The sequence below is a fragment of the Bradyrhizobium sp. HKCCYLRH3099 genome (assembly GCF_051167855.1).
GTDB lineage: Bacteria > Pseudomonadota > Alphaproteobacteria > Rhizobiales > Xanthobacteraceae > Bradyrhizobium.
Genome location: NZ_JBNPTW010000013.1, coordinates 42049 through 59226, shown reverse-complemented (window position 1 = coordinate 59226; position 17178 = coordinate 42049). Strand labels below are relative to the sequence as shown.

Below are 17178 nucleotides of genomic sequence, written 5' to 3'. Positions count from 1 at the left end.
TCGATGTTCGTCTCTCTCGCGCTTACGGCGCTGCTCATCGAGGCGGCCGCCGGTTATCCCCAGATCCTGGTGCAGCGCGTCGGCCATCCCGTGATGTGGATGGGCGCGCTGATAGCATGGGCCGACCGCCACTGGAACGGGGACGGCGACAGCTTTGCCGTGCGTCGGGCGTCCGGCGTCGGGCTCGTGGCCCTGCTCGTGGCCGTGATGGCCGCCATCGGTCTCGCCGCCACCTGGCTCATGACCGCGCTTCTCGGCAACATCGGCGCAACGATCGTCCTCGGTATATTGGCCAGCAGCCTGCTGGCGCAGCGCAGCCTCGACACGCACGTTGCCGCTGTCGCGGAGGGGTTGGAGACCGGCGGGCTCGAGGGCGGCCGCCGCGCGGTGGCGATGATCGTCGGGCGTGATCCGGAACGGCTGGATGAGGCGGGCGTCTCGCGCGCCGCGATCGAGAGCCTGGCGGAGAATTTCTCCGATGGCGTCGTCGCGCCGTTGTTCTGGCTGTTCATGGGCGGGCTGCCCGGGATCCTGATCTACAAGGCGATCAACACCGCCGACAGCATGATCGGCCATCTGTCCGATCGTCACCGCGCGTTCGGCTGGGCGGCAGCGCGGCTGGATGATCTGATCAACCTGCCGGCCTCGCGCCTGTCAGCGGTGTGGATCGCAGCGGCCGCTCGCCTGATTCCCGGAGCATCCTCGTCGTCGGCGCTGCATGCGGTCGCGCGCGATGCCTCGCGACACCGGTCGCCGAATGCCGGCTGGCCGGAGGCCGCGATGGCCGGAGCCTTGGGCCTGCGCCTGGCTGGGCCGCGCACCTATCATGGACATCTGGTGACCGATGCCTGGATGGGCGACGGACGCGCCAATCTGAACGCGTCCGATATCCGGCGCGCATTGCGCCTCTACCGGATGGCTTGCCTGATCCAGGCGCTGTTCGTCGCCGTCATCTTCCTCGTCAAGGTGCTGTAGGCGAGTCTCGGCGCCACGGCTCGGTCGCGAGCGCGAGAATGCGGCTGACGTCGACGTGGCGCTCGAGGTGTTCGGCCAGGGCATCCAGCGTCGCCTCGACATCGCTGTCATAGGTCAGACCGTTGGTCATGGCGCCGAGTCCGCGCAGCCAATGCGCGCGCAACCCATCATCGGCGAACAGGCCGTGCACATAGCAGCCGGCGATCTGGCCGCCGCGCGCGACCGCACCATCGCTGCGGCCGTCGGCGAAGGTGAGGAAAGGATGCCGGGCGGCCGGCCCCTCGGTGCGGCCGATATGCATCTCGTAGCCGCGGAACGGGATCTGCTCCGTCGTCAGCCTGCCGCTGACGTCGCGCAATGCCTTGTCATCGGTCAGGGTGGTGTCGACATCGAGCAGGCCGAGCCCCGCGATCGATCCGGGCGCGCCTTCGCGTCCGTCGGGATCACTGATGGTCCGCCCGAGCATCTGGTAGCCACCGCAGATGCCGAGCAGGCGGCCGCCGCGCCGCAAATGCGCTGATAGATCGATGTCCCAACCCGTCTCGCGCAGAGCGGCGAGGTCGGCGATGGTCGCCTTCGATCCCGGCAGGATCACGAGGGCGGCGTCGCCGGGAATCGGCGTGCCCGGCCGCAGGAACTGCAGATCGATCCCGTCCTCGAGCCGCAGCGGATCGAACTCGTCGAAATTCGAGATGCGGGGATAGGCGAGCACGACGACCTTGGGGCGCTGTCCGCCGGTAGCGGCATGTCCCGGCAACCCCAGCGCATCCTCCGCCGGCAGGCGGCGGGCATCGGCAAAGTGCGGGATGAGCCCGAGCGAAGCCCATCCCGTCCGCGTCGCGATCTCGTTCATGCCCGCGGCGAACAAGGTCGGATCGCCGCGAAACCGGTTCACGAGAAAGCCGGCGACGAGCGCTGCATCGTCAGGTGCGAGCACGGCCTTTGTGCCGACGAGGCTTGCGATAACCCCGCCGCGGTCGATGTCGCCGATGACGACCACCGGAGTTCGCGTCGCCTGCGCGAACCCCATGTTGGCGATGTCGCCGGCGCGCAGGTTGATTTCCGACGCCGAGCCGGCGCCCTCGACCAGCACGACATCGGCATCCGCCGCGAGGTGATGGAAGCTGTCGAGCACCGCCGCCATCAATTGCGGCTTCATTGCCTGATAGGCGGAGGCCTTGGCGTTGCCGATGACGCGGCCCTGCACCACGACCTGCGAGCCGATCTCGCTCTGCGGCTTGAGCAGCACCGGGTTCATGTGCACCGTCATCGGCCGCCGCGCGGCGCGCGCCTGCAGCGCCTGGGCGCGGCCGATCTCGCCGCCATCGGCGGTGACGGCGGCATTGTTCGACATGTTCTGCGGCTTGAACGGCGCCACCTTCAGCCCGCGCAAGGTCAGCGCGCGCGCCAGCCCCGCGACGATCAGCGATTTGCCGACATCCGAGCCGGTGCCCTGGAACATGATCGCGCGCGCAGCCATCGTTTAGAACTCGATGCCTTCCTGCGCCTTCACGCCGGCCGAGAAGTGATGCTTCACGAGATTCATTTCAGTCACGAGATCGGCGGCCTCGATCAGCTCCGGCTTGGCGTTGCGGCCGGTGACGACGACGTGCAGATCGGCACGGCGCGCGGCGAGCGTCGCCACGACGTCGCCGATCGGCAGATGATCATAGCGTAGCGCGATGTTGAGCTCGTCGAGGATCACGAGCCGGATCGACGGATCTGCCATCAATTCTTTTGCCTTGGCCCAGGCGCGTTCCGCCGCGGCCACGTCGCGCGCGCGGTCCTGCGTTTCCCAGGTGAAGCCTTCGCCGAGCGTGTGCCAGGAGACCTGGTCGCCGAACGCCGCGATTGCCTTGCGCTCGCCGGTTTCCCACGCGCCCTTGCCGAATTGCACGACGCCGATGCGGAAGCCGCGGCCGAGCGCGCGCAGCATCAGGCCCCAGGCGGCTGTCGACTTGCCCTTGCCCTTGCCGGTGTGGACGATCAGCAGGCCTTTCTCCATGGTCTTCGAGGCGACCTCGGCATCCTGGATCGCCTTGCGATTTTCCATCTTGGCCTTGTGGCGCGCATCGTCGGCGTTCTCAGTCATCGGCAAGTTCTTCCTTATTTCCAAGTTCTTATTTCAACGTCAGCGGCAGGCCGGCCGCCATCAGGATCACGCGGTCAGCCATCGCCGCGACATCCTGGTTGAGCCGTCCCTGCGCGTCGCGAAACGCGCGGGCCAGCGCATTGTCCGGCACGATGCCGAGCCCGACTTCATTGGAGACGGCGATGATCGGACCGTGCGCGACTGAGAGCGCCTCGACGAGGTCGGCGGATGCGGCGGGCACGTCCATGTCGGCGAGCATCACATTGCTGAGCCAGAGCGTGAGACAATCGATCAGGATCGGAGCGGACGCATCTGTGTGCGCGCGGACGAGGCCGGCGAGATCATGCGTGGTCTCCAGCGTCTGCCATCCCTCGGCGCGCCGTGCCTTGTGTTGTGCAATGCGCTCGGTCATCTCGTCGTCGAACGCCTGCGCGGTCGCAACATAGATCCAGGGTGGCGGATTCGCGGTGATCAGCGCCTCGGCGTACCGGCTCTTGCCCGAGCGCGCGCCGCCGAGCACCAAAGTGAGGCGCGGCAGGGCGGGGAACGGCGGGGCAGGGGGCATGGGGACGATTCCGATTGACGGGCTTTGGCCCGCCCCGTATCTAACAGATGACGGTTCTCCGAAAGGAGAGATTTAGGGAACACGGTGCGGGTCCTTCGGACCCCAGGCCGCGGCTGCCCCCGCAACTGTAATCGGCGAGTGTGAGGCCAAGACACCACTGGGAAACCGGGAAGGTGGTTTCACGCAGCGACCCGAGAGCCAGGAGACCTGCCGTCGACATTGCTGTTGGCCGACCCGTCGCGCGGGGCGTCGCGATGCTGGTTTTGATCCTGCCGAGGATTCGGCGGGATGCCGTCGGATGCAGCGCATCGTCCGGTCCTCTGGGGGAGCCGGCAAGCGACGGAGACGGCCATGAGATTCACCCGTAGCACCACTTTTGCCGTCGCGAGCTTCGTCCTGCTCGCGGCCCAGCCCGCGTTTGCGCATCACATGATGGACGGCAAGCTGCCGCAGACCTTTGCGCAGGGCCTGCTCTCCGGCCTCGGCCATCCCGTGATCGGGCTCGATCATTTTGCCGCCATCATCGGTGCCGGCATCGTCGCGGCGCTGCTCGGCCGCGGTTTCGCGCCGGTGCTCGCCTTCACCACGGCGATGATCGCGGGCGTCGGGCTGCATCTGGCCAAGGCCAACATTCCCGCTGCCGAGCTGCTGGTCGGTCTCTCGACCGCCGTGGTCGGCCTAGTCGTGGTGATGCGCGGCCGGTTCGGCGTGCTACCCGTCGCGGCCCTGTTCGCGCTGACCGGCCTCGTGCATGGCTATGCGCTGGGCGAGTCGATCGTCGGTGCCGAGAATACGCCGCTCGGCGCCTATTTCGCCGGCCTGCTCGTGATCCAGACCTTGATCGCAGCCGGCGCGTTTGTCGCCACCCGGCTGCTGTCGGCGAAGGCTGATACACTTGCACCGATGGCGCTGCGCGTGGCCGGCGCGGCCATCGTGCTGGTGGGCGGTATCGCCGCGGCGACCGCCGCGGGCGTGATCGGCTGATTGATGACCGCTTCAGAGACTGGGCAGACGACGCTGTTCGTCTGCATCACCTGCCGCACGCAGGCGGCTGACGTCACGCCGCCTGAGCAGCCGCGCGCGGGAGCACGCCTGCTCGCCGCGATCGAAGCCGTGCCGCCCGAACAGCGGGACGGTGTCACGGTGGTCGGCGTCGAATGCCTGTCGAACTGCAATCGGGCCTGTACGGTGGCCGTGACGGCGCCGGGCAAATGGACCTATGTGCTCGGCGCGCTCGATCCGGACGTTCATGCGCGGGATGTTTTGACATTCGCGCAACTGCATCAGCGCCACGAGGCGGGTCTGCCGGCCTGGCGCGAGCGTCCCGAATACATCCGCAAGAACACCGTCGCGCGCGTGCCCGCGCTGCCGGCGATGTCCTGAACACGAGAGATCCGATCCTCATGACCAAGTCGTTCGCGAAGACGCCTTGCACCATCGTCACCGGCTTCCTGGGAGCCGGCAAGACCACGCTGGTGCGCAACCTGATCGAGACCGCCAACGGCCGGCGGCTCGCGATCATCGTCAACGAGTTCGGCGATGTCGGCATCGACGGCGACATTCTGAAGGGCTGCGGCGTGCCGGACTGTCCGGAAGACCGCATCGTCGAGCTCTCCAACGGCTGCCTGTGCTGCACCGTGGCCGATGATTTCGTGCCGGCGCTGAAGAGCCTGCTCGACCAGAAGGAGCCGCCGGAGCATATCGTGATCGAGACCTCCGGCCTGGCGCTGCCGAAGCCGCTGGTGCAGGCCTTCAACTGGCCTGAGATCGCGACCCGCGTCACCGTCGACGGCGTCGTCGCTGTGGTCGATGGCCCCGCCGTGATGGCCGGCCGTTTCGCCGACGATCCGGAGGCCCTGGCCGCCCAACGCGCGGCCGACGATTCGCTCGACCACGACAACCCGCTCGAGGAGGTCTACGAGGATCAGCTGCTCTGCGCCGATCTCGTCGTGATGAACAAGAGCGACCTGATGAACGATGAGGAACGCAAGAGCGTCGCCTCCGAGATCGCTGCCACGGTCCAGCGCTCCGTCAAGGTGATCGCGACCGAGCATGGCAGGCTGTCGGCCTCCATTCTGCTCGGGCTTGGCGCGGCGGCGGAAGCCGATCTCGCGGCGCGGCCGTCGCATCATGACAACGAGGCCGAGCACGATCATGAGGACTTCGAGAGCTTCGTTCTCGACGTGCCCGCGCAGGCCTCACCGGATGTGCTCGTCGATCGCATTGCGGCCGCCGTCGATGCGCATGACGTGCTGCGCGTGAAAGGCTTCGTCGAAGTCGCCGGCAAGCCGCTGCGCCTCCTGGTGCAGGCTGTCGGCAACCGCATCCAGCATCAGTTCGAGCGCCCGTGGCGTGCGGGCGAGGCGCGGCAGGGACGGCTCGTGGTCATCGGCGAGCGCGGTCTCGACGCGGCTGCCATCAAGAGCCTGATCGCGGGCTAGGCGGGGGACATGCATCTCCTGGCGACCACAGGCGCTGATCTCGACGACCTCGAACAGGCCGTCGATCTCGCGCAGTCGCCGGCCGAGATCGTCGTGCTGTCGTTCTCCGACAGCGACCTGTCGGCGCTCGCAGCAGCGTGGACGGCGCATGCGGACGAACTGCCAAGCCTGCGCCTCGCCAGCCTGAAGCGGCTGAAGCACCCGATGTCGGTCGATTTCTATATCGAGCGTGTGATCACCGGCGCGCGCGCCGTCGTCGTGCGTTGCCTCGGTGGACTCGACTACTGGCGCTATGGAATGGAGCGGATCGCCGCGGTCTGCCTTAGCCGTCACATTCTGTTCGCGGCGTTGCCGGGCGACGATCGCGCCGACGACCGTCTTGATGCGCTCTCGACCCTGCCGCAGGAGACGACCTCGCGGCTGTATGGCTATCTCCACGAGGGCGGCGTCGGCAACACGCGCGAGGCGCTGCGCTATCTCGCGGTGCTGCTCGGAGGCGACGGAGCATTCGCGGAGCCGGTCGCCATCGGATCGATCGTCGGCTTCGTACCGGAGCGCGGCGCCGTCGCGGTTGACGATCTCTGCCGCCAGGATGATTCCCGAGCAGCCGCGCTGATCGTGTTCTATCGTGCGAGTCTGCTCGCCGCGGATACCGCTGCAATCGCCGCGCTGATGCAGGCAGTCGAGCGCGACGGGCTCGCTGCCTTGGCCGTCGCGGTGACGAGCCTGAAGGACCCGAGCATCCGCGACACGGTCGAGCGATTGGTCGCGGCGCGCCGTCCCGCCGTGGTGCTGAATGCCACCGCGTTCTCGGCGTTGCGCGACGATGGCTCGACCGTGCTGGATATGGCCGACGCGCCGGTGCTTCAGGTCATCCAGGCGCAGAGCACCGAGGAGGCATGGACGTCGTCGTCGCGCGGGCTGTCGCCGACCGACCTCGCCATGAACGTCGTGCTGCCGGAGCTGGACGGCCGGCTGCTGGCCCGCCCGATCGCGTTCAAGGGCGAGGCCGCGGTGGACGAGCGGCTGCAGTTCGGCGCGGTGCGCTACGTGCCGCAGCCCGATCGCATCGCCTATGTCGCGCGGCTCGCTGCGAATTGGGCGCGGCTGCGAGCGACACCGGCAGGCGAGCGCCGGATTGCATTGGTCCTGTCGGACTATCCGGCGCGCGGTGGCCGGCGCGGCTACGCCGTCGGTCTTGACACGCCCGCGAGCGCCGCCGCCATCGCAAGGCACCTGGCAGAAGCCAGATATGATCTCGGCGGCAATGCTCCCTCGGCGCAGCAGGTGGAAGCACTGCTGCGCGACGAGGCGGATGAGCTGATCGTGCTGCTCGCCGACTACCAGCGGGCGCTCGGCCGGCTGCCGGACGATCTGCAGCGCGGACTGCACGAGAGTTGGGGCGGGATCGATGCCGATCCGGCCTTCCGCGACGGCGCCTTTCGCTTTCCCGTGCTGCGCGCAGGAAGGCTCACGATCCTGCTGCAACCGGATCGCGGCAGCCGCGGCGATCGCAAGGTTGGCTATCACGACACCAGCGTGCCGCCGCGGCACGCTTTTGTCGCGCTCTACGCGCATCTGCGCGATGCCGAGCGCATCGACGCGCTGATCCATCTCGGCGCCCACGGCACGTTGGAATGGCTGCCCGGCAAGGCGCTGGCGCTGTCGAACGCGTGCTGGCCCGAGGCCGTGCTGGGTCCGCTGCCCGTGATCTACCCCTTCATCGTCAACAACCCCGGCGAGGCGATGCAGGCCAAGCGGCGGCTGTCGGCGCTGACGCTCGGGCATCTGACGCCGCCGCTGTCGCAGGCCGGCCTGCATGGTCCGCTGCTCGAGCTGGAGGGGCTGGTCGAGGAATATGCCGAGGCCGACGGGCTCGACAAACGCCGCCTGAAGCTTTTGGAAGACGAGATCGTCGCGCGCGCCTGGCAGAGCGGCCTGGCCGCCGATTGCGGACTGGACCGTACTATGAACGGGCGCGAGGCGATCGCGCAGCTCGACGCGCAGCTCTGTGACATCAAGGAGCTGACAGTGCGCGATCGCCTGCACGTGTTCGGGCAGGCGCCCGATGCCGCGGCGAGTGCTTTGCTCAGCGATGCGATCACCGCCGCGGGCAGCACGATCGACCGGGTCGAGATCGGCGGCCGCATCGCCGCCAGCGCGGCATCGGAGCAGAGCGCGCTGGTCGCGGCCCTCGACGGCCGCCGTGTGGCGGCAGGTCCGGCCGGCGCGCCCAGCCGCGGCCGGCTCGACGTGCTGCCGACGGGGCGCAATCTCACTGCGGTCGATCCGCGCGCGATCCCGACGCGCACGGCCGCGCTGGTCGGCGCGCGCGCCGCCGACGAGGTGATCCGGCGCTATCTTCAGGACCATGGCGACTATCCGCGCGCGCTGATGCTCGATCTCTGGGCGTCCGCCTCGCTGCGCACCGGCGGCGACGATCTCGCCCAGGCGATGGCCTATCTCGGCGTGCGTCCGCGCTGGGATCTCAATTCCAACCGCGTCACCGGCGTCGACGTGCTGCCACTCGCGATGCTCGATCGTCCGCGCATCGATGCGACGCTGCGGATCTCCGGGCTGTTTCGCGACCTGTTCGAAGCGCAGATCGCGCTGTTCGATCTCGCCGTGCAGAAGGTCGCGGCGCTCGACGAGGACGATGCCGATAATCCGCTGGCGGCGGCGCGGCGGCGCGGCGAAAGCCTCGCACGCGTGTTCGGCGGCGCGCCCGGCAGCTACGGCGCCGTGGCCGCCGATCTCGCGCTCGGCATGGCCTGGGAGACCCGGGCTGAGCTCGGCGAGGCTTATCTCGACGCCACCGGCTTCAGCTTCGGCGGCGCGCATGACGGCCTGTCGGCCGCCGAGACGTTTCGGGCCCGGGTCCGCGGCGCCGATGCGCTGGTGCATCCGCAGGACGATCGCGAGCGCGACCTGCTCGATGGCGAGGAGGTCGCCGACTTCGCCGGCGGCTTCGCCGCGGCGGCCGCCGCGCTCGGCGCCACGCCGGCGCTGCTGCATCTCGACACCAGCCGGCCCGAGGCGCCGAAGGCGCGCACCTTCAGCGAGGAGATCGCCCGCGTCGTGCGCGGCCGCCTCACCAATCCGCGCTGGATCTCGGGCATGCTCGGCCACGGCTACCGCGGTGTCGCCGAGATTGCGCAAGGAGTCGACGCGCTCTATGCCTTCGCGGCGACCTCGGACACCGTTCCCGAGCACCTGTTTGATCTGGCGCATGGGGCGCTCCTGCGCGACGAGGCAGTGTTGGACGCGATGATCGCGCGCAACCCGGCAGCGGTCGCGTCGATCGTGTCGCGCTTCGAGGATCTGCTGCGCCGGCAGCGCTGGGTGCCGCGCCGCAACGCTGTCGCTGACGAACTCGCGTCGGCCCGCGAGCGTCTGACCCAGAGGGAGAGTGTCTCGTGACCGCCGCCGAGATCAAGGGCTGGTGTCCGGGCGCGCGTCGGCCGATGCCGAGCGGCGACGGCCTCATCGTCCGCGTCCGGCCGCATGGCGGCGCGCTGCCGGTCGCGGCGCTGCATGCGCTGGCCGATGCCTCCAGGCGCTTCGGCAATGGCCAGATCGACCTGACCCGCCGCGCCAATCTGCAGATCCGAGGCGTCTCGCCGCAAACCTTGGCGCCGTTGTGGGACGTCATGGCCTCGCTCCAACTGCTCGACGACAGCGCCGAGCTGGAGGCGATCCGCAACATCGTCGTTAGTCCGCTTGCGGGACGGGACCCGGCGGAGGTTGCTGACATGCGCCCGATTGCGGCCGAGCTGGAGACTCTGCTGGCCACGGAGCCGGAACTGCAGGCGCTGCCGGCCAAGTTCAGCTTTGCGCTCGACGGCGGCGGCAGACTGCCGCTGTCCGGTCTCGCCGCGGACGTGCGTCTCGTCGCCTGTGGCCCTGCGGGCAGTAATCGTATCGCGATCGGACTTGCCGCCGCCGACGGCGTGACATGGCTCGGCACGACCGTGATGGCTGGCGCCGCAGCCAAGGCCGTGCATCTCGCGCGCCTGGTGCTGCAACTCGGCCCCACGCGTCGCGCCGCCACGCTGCCGCGTGCCGCGGTCGCGTCCATCAGCGCCGAACTCGGCCTCGATATCTCCGGCACTGTCCCCCCGGAGTCGCCGTCGCCATCGCAGCGCTGCGGGCTGATTGCGTTGACGGATGAGCTCAGCGCCACGGGAATAGGTGTGCCGTTCGGCCGTCTCGACAGCGACACGCTTGCGCATCTTGCAGAGATCCTCTCCGCCCATGCTGTCGGTGAGGTCCGACTGTCGCCGTGGCGCACGCTCTATGTCGCTGCCGGCCGCGCGGTGGCCGGGCAGATCGCCGCCGATGCGGCACGCCTCGGCCTGATCGTCGACGACGCAGATCCGATGATGCGGATCGATGCCTGTTCCGGCGTCGGCTGCTGTTCATCGACCGCGCTCGCCACGCGGCAGCATGCGCGCGTGCTCGCTGACGTGATGGCTCGCACCAGGTTTCAAGGCTCGCTGCATGTCTCCGGCTGCGCCAAGGGGTGCGCGCGCTCGGCGTCTGCCGACGTCGTGCTGATCGGCGAGGGCGACCACTATCGCATCGTGCGCAACGGCACCGTGAGAAGCGAGCCCTGCGGCATCGTCGATCCGGCTGATCTCGACCCGGGGGCGGTTGCGCTGTTCAAGGCAAGAGAGAAGGCCGATGTCTGACCTGCGCGACTACATCAAGGATGGCGCGGAGATCTATCGTCGCTCCTTCGCCACCATTCGCGCCGAAGCCGACCTGTCGCGCTTCCACGGATTGGAAGAGAAGATCGCCGTGCGCATCATCCATGCCTGCGGCATGGTCGAGATCACCTCGGATATCGAGATGTCGGATCAGTTCGCCGCCGCGGCGCGCGCCGCGCTCGATCGCGGGGCGCCGATCCTGTGCGATGCCAAGATGGTGGCGCAGGGCATCACGCGCGCGCGCCTTCCGGCCAGGAACGAGATCATCTGCACGCTCGATCACCCGCAGGTGCCGGCGCTGGCCGCAAAGCTCGGCACGACGCGTTCGGCCGCGGCGCTTGAGCTGTGGCGGCCGCATCTCGACGGCGCGCTGGTGGCGATCGGCAATGCGCCGACCTCGCTGTTTCATCTGCTCGACATGCTCGACCAGGACGCCCCGCGCCCTGCGGCCGTGATCGGCACGGCGGTCGGCTTTGTCGGCGCGCGCGAGTCGAAGGAGGCGCTCGCAGCCGATGGCCGCGTGCCCTATCTGATCGTCCGGGGACGCAAGGGCGGCAGCGCGATGGCGGTCGCGGCGGTGAACGCCATCGCGAGCGATGTCGAATGAGTCTGCTCGACACCATTGCCGGTACCGCCGAGGCCGGCACGCTGTATGGCGTCGGCGTCGGTCCCGGCGACGTGCGCTATTTGACCTTGCGCGCCGCCGGTCTGATCCGCTCCGTCGATGTGGTGGCGTTCTTCGCCAAGCGCGGCATGGAGGGCAATGCGCGCCGGATCGTGGCGCCGCTAATGGATGCTGCTCGGCACGAATTGCGCCTCGAATATCCGGTCACCGAGGAAGTGCCGGTTGCCGATCCCAGCTACCAGGCGCAGATCGGCGACTTCTATCACCGCGCCGCCGACAGCATCGCGGCGCATCTCGTGGCCGGCCGCTCGGTGGGGCTGCTGTCGGAGGGCGATCCCTTCTTCTACGGCTCGTTCATGCATATGTGGCGCCGCCTTGAGCAGGATCATCGCGTCGAGGTCGTACCTGGCGTGACCGGCATGTCCGGCTGCTGGACCAAGGCCAATGTCCCGATCACCTGGGGTGACGACATCCTCTCGGTGCTGCCGGGCACGCTGACCGAAGAGGTTCTTTGCGATCGACTGACGCGCTGCGAGGCCGCCGTGATCATGAAGGTCGGGCGCAACCTGACCAAGGTGAAGCGGGCGATTGCCGGCGCCGGGCTGCTCGACCGCGCCGTCTATGTCGAGCGCGGGACGATGGAGGCGGAGCGCGTGGCGCCGCTGGCGGAGATCGATCAGGATCGCGGGCCTTATTTCTCCATGATCCTGATCCCGGGGCAGGGGCGCCGGCTGTGACGGGAACGCTCACCATCGTCGGCGTCGGTCCCGGCCGGGCCGGGCTGATGACGCCTGCGGCATCTGCTGCGATCGCTGCGGCGAGCGATCTGATCGGCTACGGACCCTATCTCGATCGCGTCACGACGAGCCGTCCGGGCCAGATCCGCCACGCCAGCGACAATCGCGTCGAGCTCGATCGTGCGCGCCACGCGCTGACGCTCGCCAGTGAAGGCAGGCGGGTCGCGGTCGTATCCGGCGGCGATCCCGGCGTGTTCGCGATGGCGGCGGCGGTGTTCGAAGCGGTCGAGGCGGGACCGCGGGCCTGGCGTGATCTGGATATCCGCGTCGAGCCTGGTGTCACGGCGATGCTGGCCGCCGCAGCCGAAGTCGGCGCGCCGCTCGGCGGCGATTTCTGCGCGATCTCGCTGTCCGACAATCTCAAGAGCTGGACCACGATCAGGCGAAGACTGGAGGCGGCCGCCGCCGCCGACTTCGTCGTCGCGCTCTACAACCCGCTCTCCAAGGCGCGTCCGCATCAACTCGGCGAGGCGTTTGCAGTGCTGCGCCAGCTCAAGCCGCCATCGACCGTGGTCGTGATGGTCCGCGCCGCAGGGAGCGGCGATGTCAGCCGGATCATCACGACGCTCGGCGAGGTCGATCCTGCGAAAGCCGACATGCGCACGCTGGTCCTGATCGGATCGGCGGCGACACGCCTCATCGCGCGCGAGGGCAAGTCGCCCTTTGTCTACACGCTCCGCCGCGAAGTCGAGGGCGGCGCATGAGCGAGCTGATCCTCGAGCCAGCGCACGGCCGCAGTTGCGCTCTCCAGCGCAACGCCATGCGGCTTATCGGGCCGCGCGATCATCACCACGGGAATGCCGAGCCGGCGCGCCGCCGCGATCTTCGGGTAAGTCGCAACGCCGCCGGAATTTTTCGAGACGACGATGGCGATGCGCTCCTGGACCAGGAAGTCATGCTCTTTCGCAGCATCGAACGGGCCGCGGTCGGAGATGAAGCTGATGTCCGGCGGCAGCAGGATGTCGCCTGGCGGATCGATCGTGCGGGCGATGTAGTGATGCTGCGGAGCCGCGGCAAAGGCCGTCAGCTCCAGCCGGCCGAGGCTGAGGAACACGCGGACAGCAATTGCGCCGAGCGCTTCGGCCGCCGCCTCGGAACTGTCGACCTCGATCCAGCGGTCACCGTCTTCGCGCGGCCAGGCCGCGCGCCGGATCGACGCCAGCGGCTTCGCCAGCGCAGCGCAGGCCGCAACGACGTTGCGCGAGATCTGGTCGGCATAAGGGTGCGTCGCGTCGATCACCGCGTCGATCGCATGATCGCGCAGCCACGCCTCCAGACCGGCGGTGCCGCCGAAGCCGCCGATGCGTGTCGGCAGCGGCTGCGGCCGTGGCGAGACCGTGCGGCCGGCGAGCGAGAGCGTCGCCGCGAAGCGGCCGTCGTCCGCCAGCAGCCGCGCCAGCTCCGATGCTTCGGTCGTGCCGCCGAGAATGAGAACGCGCATGCGGGGCAGGGTCCATGGTAAATCCGGGCGCAACTTGCAACGCGGCGCGCTGGCTGTCCATCATCGGCCTCGGCGAGGATGGCGTCGAGGGGCTCTCGGCGCCCGCGCGTCGTCTCATTGCGCAGGCGGCCCTGGTTGTCGGCGGCGCGCGTCATCTGGAGCTCGCATCGCCCCTGATTGCTGGCGAGCGTCTGGCGTGGCCGAGCCCGCTCCATCTGGCCTTCGACCAGATCGCGGCGCGGCGAGGAGAGCCCGTGGCCGTGCTCGCCAGTGGTGACCCCTTCAACTACGGCGTCGGCAAGCAGCTGATGCAGCGCTTCCAGGCGGCTGACATGCTTTGCGTTCCGCAGCCTTCGGCGTTCAGCCTGGCGGCGGCGCGTCTTGGCTGGTCGCTGCAGGACACCGCCCAGGTGACGCTGCACGGCCGCCCGCTCGAAGGCATCATTCGCCATCTCGCGCCGGGCGCGCGTATTCTCGCGCTGGCCTGGGACGGTTCAACGCCCGCAAAGCTCGCCGCGCTGTTGACCTCGCGGAGGATGGGGCGCTCGCGCCTGACGGTGCTCGAGGCCATCGGCGGTCCGCACGAGCGGGTGCGAAGCGCGACGGCCAGCGCCTTTGACCTCTCGGACATCAACTCGTTGACGACGATCGCCTTGGAGGTGATTGCCGAGCCCGACGCGCCGGTGATCCCACTGACCTCGGGCCTCGCTGACGATCTGTTCGAACATGATGGCCAGCTCACCAAGCGCGATGTGCGTGCAGTCACGCTCTCGGCTCTTGCGCCGCAGCCAGGCGAGCTGCTGTGGGATGTGGGCCTGGGCTCCGGCTCGGTCGCGATCGAGTGGCTGCTGCGCCATGGCGCGCTGCGCGCGATCGGCATCGAGGCGCGGCAGGAGCGGGCCGACCGCGCGATGCGCAACGCGCTCGCGCTCGGTGCGCCCGACCTCAGGATCGTGCTGGGGCGCGCACCGGCGGTGCTCGCGGATATCGAGCCGCCGGACGCGATCTTCATCGGCGGCGGCATTTCGGAGCAGGGTGTGTTCGAGACGGCATGGGCGAAGCTGAAGCCGGGCGGCCGCCTCGTGGCCAACGTGATTTCGCTCGAAGGCGAGGCGCGGGTCACCGATCTGTTCGGCAGACACGGCGGCGATCTTGTCCGCATCGCCGTCTCGCGTATCGAGCCGGTCGGCCGCATGCATGGCTGGCGGCAGGCCATGCCGGTGACGCAGTGGCGGGTGACGAAGTCATGATCGCGCTCGGGATCGGCTGCCGCCGCGACGCAAGCGCCGATGCGATCGAGGCGGTGGTGGCTCAAGCTCTGACCGTTGCGCGGCTTTCGACCGGCGAGATCACCGTGATCGCAACGGCCACCGACAAACAGGACGAGCCCGGCATCATCGAGACCGCAAAGCGCCTGCAGCGGCCGCTGCTCGGCATTGTCGCGGCCGAGCTTTCGGCGGTCGCCGATCTCACGGTCACCCGCAGCGATCGCGTGCAGCGTCTCAAGGGCGTACCGTCGGTCGCGGAAACTGCGGCGCTCGCCGCGGCCGGCCGCAATGCGCGACTGATCCTGCCGCGGCTCGCTCATGCCTCCGCGACCTGCGCCATCGCGGAAGGTGAGGGCCCTGCGGAGCTGATGTCATGACGGTCCATTTCATCGGCGCCGGCCCTGGCGCGGCAGACCTAATCACCGTGCGCGGCCGCGATTTGATCGCGCGCTGTCCGGTCTGTCTCTATGCTGGCTCGCTGGTCCCGAAGGCGCTGCTCGATCATTGTCCGCCCGCCGCGCGCATCGTCGATACGGCGCCGCTGTCGCTCGACGAGATCATCGCCGAAATGGCGCGGGCGACGGAAGCCGGTCAAGACGTCGCGCGGCTGCATTCCGGTGATCTCTCGATCTGGAGCGCGCTCGGCGAGCAGCTGCGGCGGCTCGATGCCATGAACATCGCCTATACGATCACGCCCGGCGTACCCTCGTTCGCGGCGGCCGCAGCGGCGCTCGGGCGCGAGCTGACGCTGCCGGGGCTTGCGCAGTCCGTGGTGCTGACACGCACCTCCGGCCGCGCCTCGGCGATGCCGGAGACGGAGCAATTGTCGCTGTTCGCGCAGTCGCGCGCCACGCTCGCCATTCATCTGTCGATCCATGTTCTCGACAAAGTCGTCGACGAGCTACGCCCGCATTATGGCGACGATTGTCCGGTCGCGATCGTCTATCGCGCGAGCTGGCCGGATCAGCGCGTCGTGACCGGCACGCTTGCGACGATCGTGGACCAGGTCGCGACCGAAGCGATGGAGCGCACCGCGCTGATTCTCGTTGGTCGCGCGCTCGGCTCGGAGGATTTTCGTAACAGCGCGCTGTACGACGCCGACTATCAGCGGCGTTTCCGCGGGAGAGGCGAATGAGCCGGTCCGCTGCTCTGACCGACGAGCCGCCCGTCACGGTCGAACACGGCGACATCGAGCGCGATTCCCGTATGGCCGAGCGCACGATGCGCCGTCTGCCACGCCGCGTCCGCCACGATCGCTCCCGCGGGGAAGCCCGCACGCTCGGAGTCCTGCAACACCTGCAGCGCGGTGTTGGTGCTGCGCGCGCGCGCGACCAGTTCGTCGGGAGCGCCCGCCTTGTGCAGCGTCTCGGCCAGCCAGCCGAGATCGACCTCGCCCGCGCGCGAATGCAGGTCCAGGAGTCCCTGGCCGAGCTTGGTCATCTTGGCGAAGCCGCCGGCCAGGGTGACGCGCGCCACCGGGTGGTGGCGCAGATATTTCAGCATGCCGCCGGCGAAGTCGCCCATGTCGATCAGCGCGGCCTCCGGCAGGCCGAACAGCTGCTGCACGGCCTTCTCCGATGTGCTCCCGGTCGCGCCGGCGATGTGCGGCAGGCCGGCGGCACGGGCGACGTCGATGCCGCGATAGATCGAGTGGATCCACGCGGCGCAGCTGAAGGGCACGACGATGCCCGTGGTGCCCAGGATCGACAGCCCGCCGACGATGCCGAGCCGCGGGTTCAGCGTCTTCTTCGCCAGCTCCTCGCCGCCTGGGATCGAGATCTCGACGACGACATCCCGCGTGGCGCCGAGCGCACCGGCAGCCTCGTCGAGGGCTGCGATCATCATCTCGCGCGGCACCGGATTGATCGCCGGCTCACCCGGCGGCAGCGGCAGGCCCGGCCTCGTGACCGTGCCAACGCCGGGGCCGGCGCGGAACGTGACACCGGTGCCGGCAATGCCATGCTGCACCGTGGCCTTGACCAAGGCGCCATGCGTCACGTCGGGATCGTCGCCGGCATCCTTGATGACGCCGGCCGTGGCGCGCGTGCCGTCGCTCTCGTGCATCGCCACGGCGAAGCTGACGCGGCGTCCGCCGGGCAGGGCGATCTCGACCATGGCGGGACAGCTGCCGGTGATCAGCAGCTCATACGCCGCGCGCGCGGCGGCCGTGGCGCAGCTGCCGGTGGTCCAGCCACGCTTCAGCGGTCGGTTCGGCGCCTCGCTCGTTCCCGTCATCCCGCAGCGCATAGCACATTTCGTTGCGAC

17 protein-coding genes and 1 riboswitch are annotated in these 17178 nt (G+C 69.0%); of the genes, 12 read left to right on the top strand and 5 right to left on the bottom strand.

The features are described from left to right. Positions 1–3 precede the first annotated feature (3 nt). Complete coding sequence (cbiB, locus tag ACQR1Y_RS22860) at positions 4–975, top strand: adenosylcobinamide-phosphate synthase CbiB (protein ID WP_434878292.1); 972 nt, start codon at positions 4–6, stop codon at positions 973–975. On the opposite strand, the gene ACQR1Y_RS22855 is transcribed toward cbiB, so the two are convergent. Genes ACQR1Y_RS22855 through cobU form a run of 3 tightly spaced genes read right to left on the bottom strand, consistent with a single transcriptional unit; the run spans position 962 to position 3632 of the window. Continuing rightward, complete coding sequence (locus tag ACQR1Y_RS22855; RefSeq protein ID WP_434878291.1) at positions 962–2455, bottom strand: cobyric acid synthase; 1494 nt, start codon at positions 2453–2455, stop codon at positions 962–964. The genes cbiB and ACQR1Y_RS22855 overlap by 14 nt on opposite strands. 3 nt (positions 2456–2458) lie before the next feature. Continuing rightward, positions 2459–3067 (bottom strand): cob(I)yrinic acid a,c-diamide adenosyltransferase, encoded by a 609-nt coding sequence (gene cobO, locus ACQR1Y_RS22850; RefSeq protein WP_434861942.1) that lies wholly within the window; start codon positions 3065–3067, stop codon positions 2459–2461. A 28-nt stretch (positions 3068–3095) separates the two neighbouring features. Beyond that, positions 3096–3632 carry a bifunctional adenosylcobinamide kinase/adenosylcobinamide-phosphate guanylyltransferase gene (gene cobU / locus ACQR1Y_RS22845; protein WP_434878290.1) on the bottom strand — a complete coding sequence of 179 codons (537 nt, stop codon included), beginning with the start codon at positions 3630–3632 and terminating at the stop codon, positions 3096–3098. A 34-nt stretch (positions 3633–3666) separates the two neighbouring features. After that, a riboswitch (cobalamin riboswitch) is annotated at positions 3667–3861 on the top strand. Between the two features lie 122 nt (positions 3862–3983). Between cobU and ACQR1Y_RS22840 the strand changes: the two genes are divergently transcribed. From ACQR1Y_RS22840 to cobJ, 8 genes are read left to right on the top strand one after another with little or no spacing between them, the layout of a single operon-like run. Beyond that, positions 3984–4616 (top strand): HupE/UreJ family protein, encoded by a 633-nt coding sequence (locus tag ACQR1Y_RS22840; protein WP_434861944.1) that lies wholly within the window; start codon positions 3984–3986, stop codon positions 4614–4616. 3 nt (positions 4617–4619) lie between these two features. Continuing rightward, a complete protein-coding gene (locus ACQR1Y_RS22835) occupies positions 4620–5015 on the top strand; it encodes a DUF1636 domain-containing protein (protein ID WP_434861945.1) in 396 nt (131 codons plus the stop codon). A 20-nt stretch (positions 5016–5035) separates the two neighbouring features. Further along, positions 5036–6073, top strand: coding sequence for a cobalamin biosynthesis protein CobW (cobW, locus tag ACQR1Y_RS22830; RefSeq protein WP_434878289.1), 1038 nt, complete (start codon positions 5036–5038; stop codon positions 6071–6073). 9 nt (positions 6074–6082) lie between these two features. Continuing rightward, on the top strand, positions 6083–9493 hold the full coding sequence (cobN, locus tag ACQR1Y_RS22825) for a cobaltochelatase subunit CobN (RefSeq protein ID WP_434878288.1): 3411 nt from the start codon (positions 6083–6085) through the stop codon (positions 9491–9493). Then, complete coding sequence (gene cobG / locus ACQR1Y_RS22820; protein WP_434878287.1) at positions 9490–10764, top strand: precorrin-3B synthase; 1275 nt, start codon at positions 9490–9492, stop codon at positions 10762–10764. The genes cobN and cobG overlap by 4 nt, the downstream gene beginning before the upstream one ends. Then, positions 10757–11389, top strand: a complete 633-nt coding sequence (locus ACQR1Y_RS22815) for a precorrin-8X methylmutase (RefSeq protein ID WP_434878286.1) — start codon at positions 10757–10759, stop codon at positions 11387–11389. Before cobG ends, ACQR1Y_RS22815 begins: the two co-directional genes overlap by 8 nt. After that, positions 11386–12144, top strand: coding sequence for a precorrin-2 C(20)-methyltransferase (locus ACQR1Y_RS22810; RefSeq protein WP_434878285.1), 759 nt, complete (start codon positions 11386–11388; stop codon positions 12142–12144). The genes ACQR1Y_RS22815 and ACQR1Y_RS22810 overlap by 4 nt, the downstream gene beginning before the upstream one ends. After that, a complete protein-coding gene (cobJ, locus tag ACQR1Y_RS22805; protein ID WP_434878284.1) occupies positions 12141–12908 on the top strand; it encodes a precorrin-3B C(17)-methyltransferase in 768 nt (255 codons plus the stop codon). Before ACQR1Y_RS22810 ends, cobJ begins: the two co-directional genes overlap by 4 nt. On the opposite strand, the gene ACQR1Y_RS22800 is transcribed toward cobJ, so the two are convergent. Then, the gene (locus ACQR1Y_RS22800) at positions 12872–13645 is read right to left on the bottom strand and encodes a cobalt-precorrin-6A reductase (protein WP_434878283.1); all 774 of its coding nucleotides are present in this window, start codon (positions 13643–13645) and stop codon (positions 12872–12874) included. The two genes, cobJ and ACQR1Y_RS22800, sit on opposite strands and share 37 nt — an antisense overlap. A 14-nt stretch (positions 13646–13659) precedes the next feature. On the opposite strand from ACQR1Y_RS22800, the gene cbiE reads away from it, so the two are divergent. The 3 genes from cbiE to cobM are packed head-to-tail and all read left to right on the top strand — an operon-like array spanning position 13660 to position 16048. Beyond that, positions 13660–14895, top strand: a complete 1236-nt coding sequence (gene cbiE, locus ACQR1Y_RS22795) for a precorrin-6y C5,15-methyltransferase (decarboxylating) subunit CbiE (protein WP_434878282.1) — start codon at positions 13660–13662, stop codon at positions 14893–14895. After that, positions 14892–15290 (top strand): cobalamin biosynthesis protein, encoded by a 399-nt coding sequence (locus ACQR1Y_RS22790; protein WP_434878281.1) that lies wholly within the window; start codon positions 14892–14894, stop codon positions 15288–15290. Before cbiE ends, ACQR1Y_RS22790 begins: the two co-directional genes overlap by 4 nt. Then, the gene (cobM, locus tag ACQR1Y_RS22785) at positions 15287–16048 is read left to right on the top strand and encodes a precorrin-4 C(11)-methyltransferase (protein WP_434878280.1); all 762 of its coding nucleotides are present in this window, start codon (positions 15287–15289) and stop codon (positions 16046–16048) included. Before ACQR1Y_RS22790 ends, cobM begins: the two co-directional genes overlap by 4 nt. Here the strand turns inward: cobM and ACQR1Y_RS22780 are convergent. Beyond that, a complete protein-coding gene (locus ACQR1Y_RS22780) occupies positions 16018–17160 on the bottom strand; it encodes a cobalt-precorrin-5B (C(1))-methyltransferase (RefSeq protein ID WP_434878279.1) in 1143 nt (380 codons plus the stop codon). The two genes, cobM and ACQR1Y_RS22780, sit on opposite strands and share 31 nt — an antisense overlap. Positions 17161–17178 lie beyond the last annotated feature (18 nt).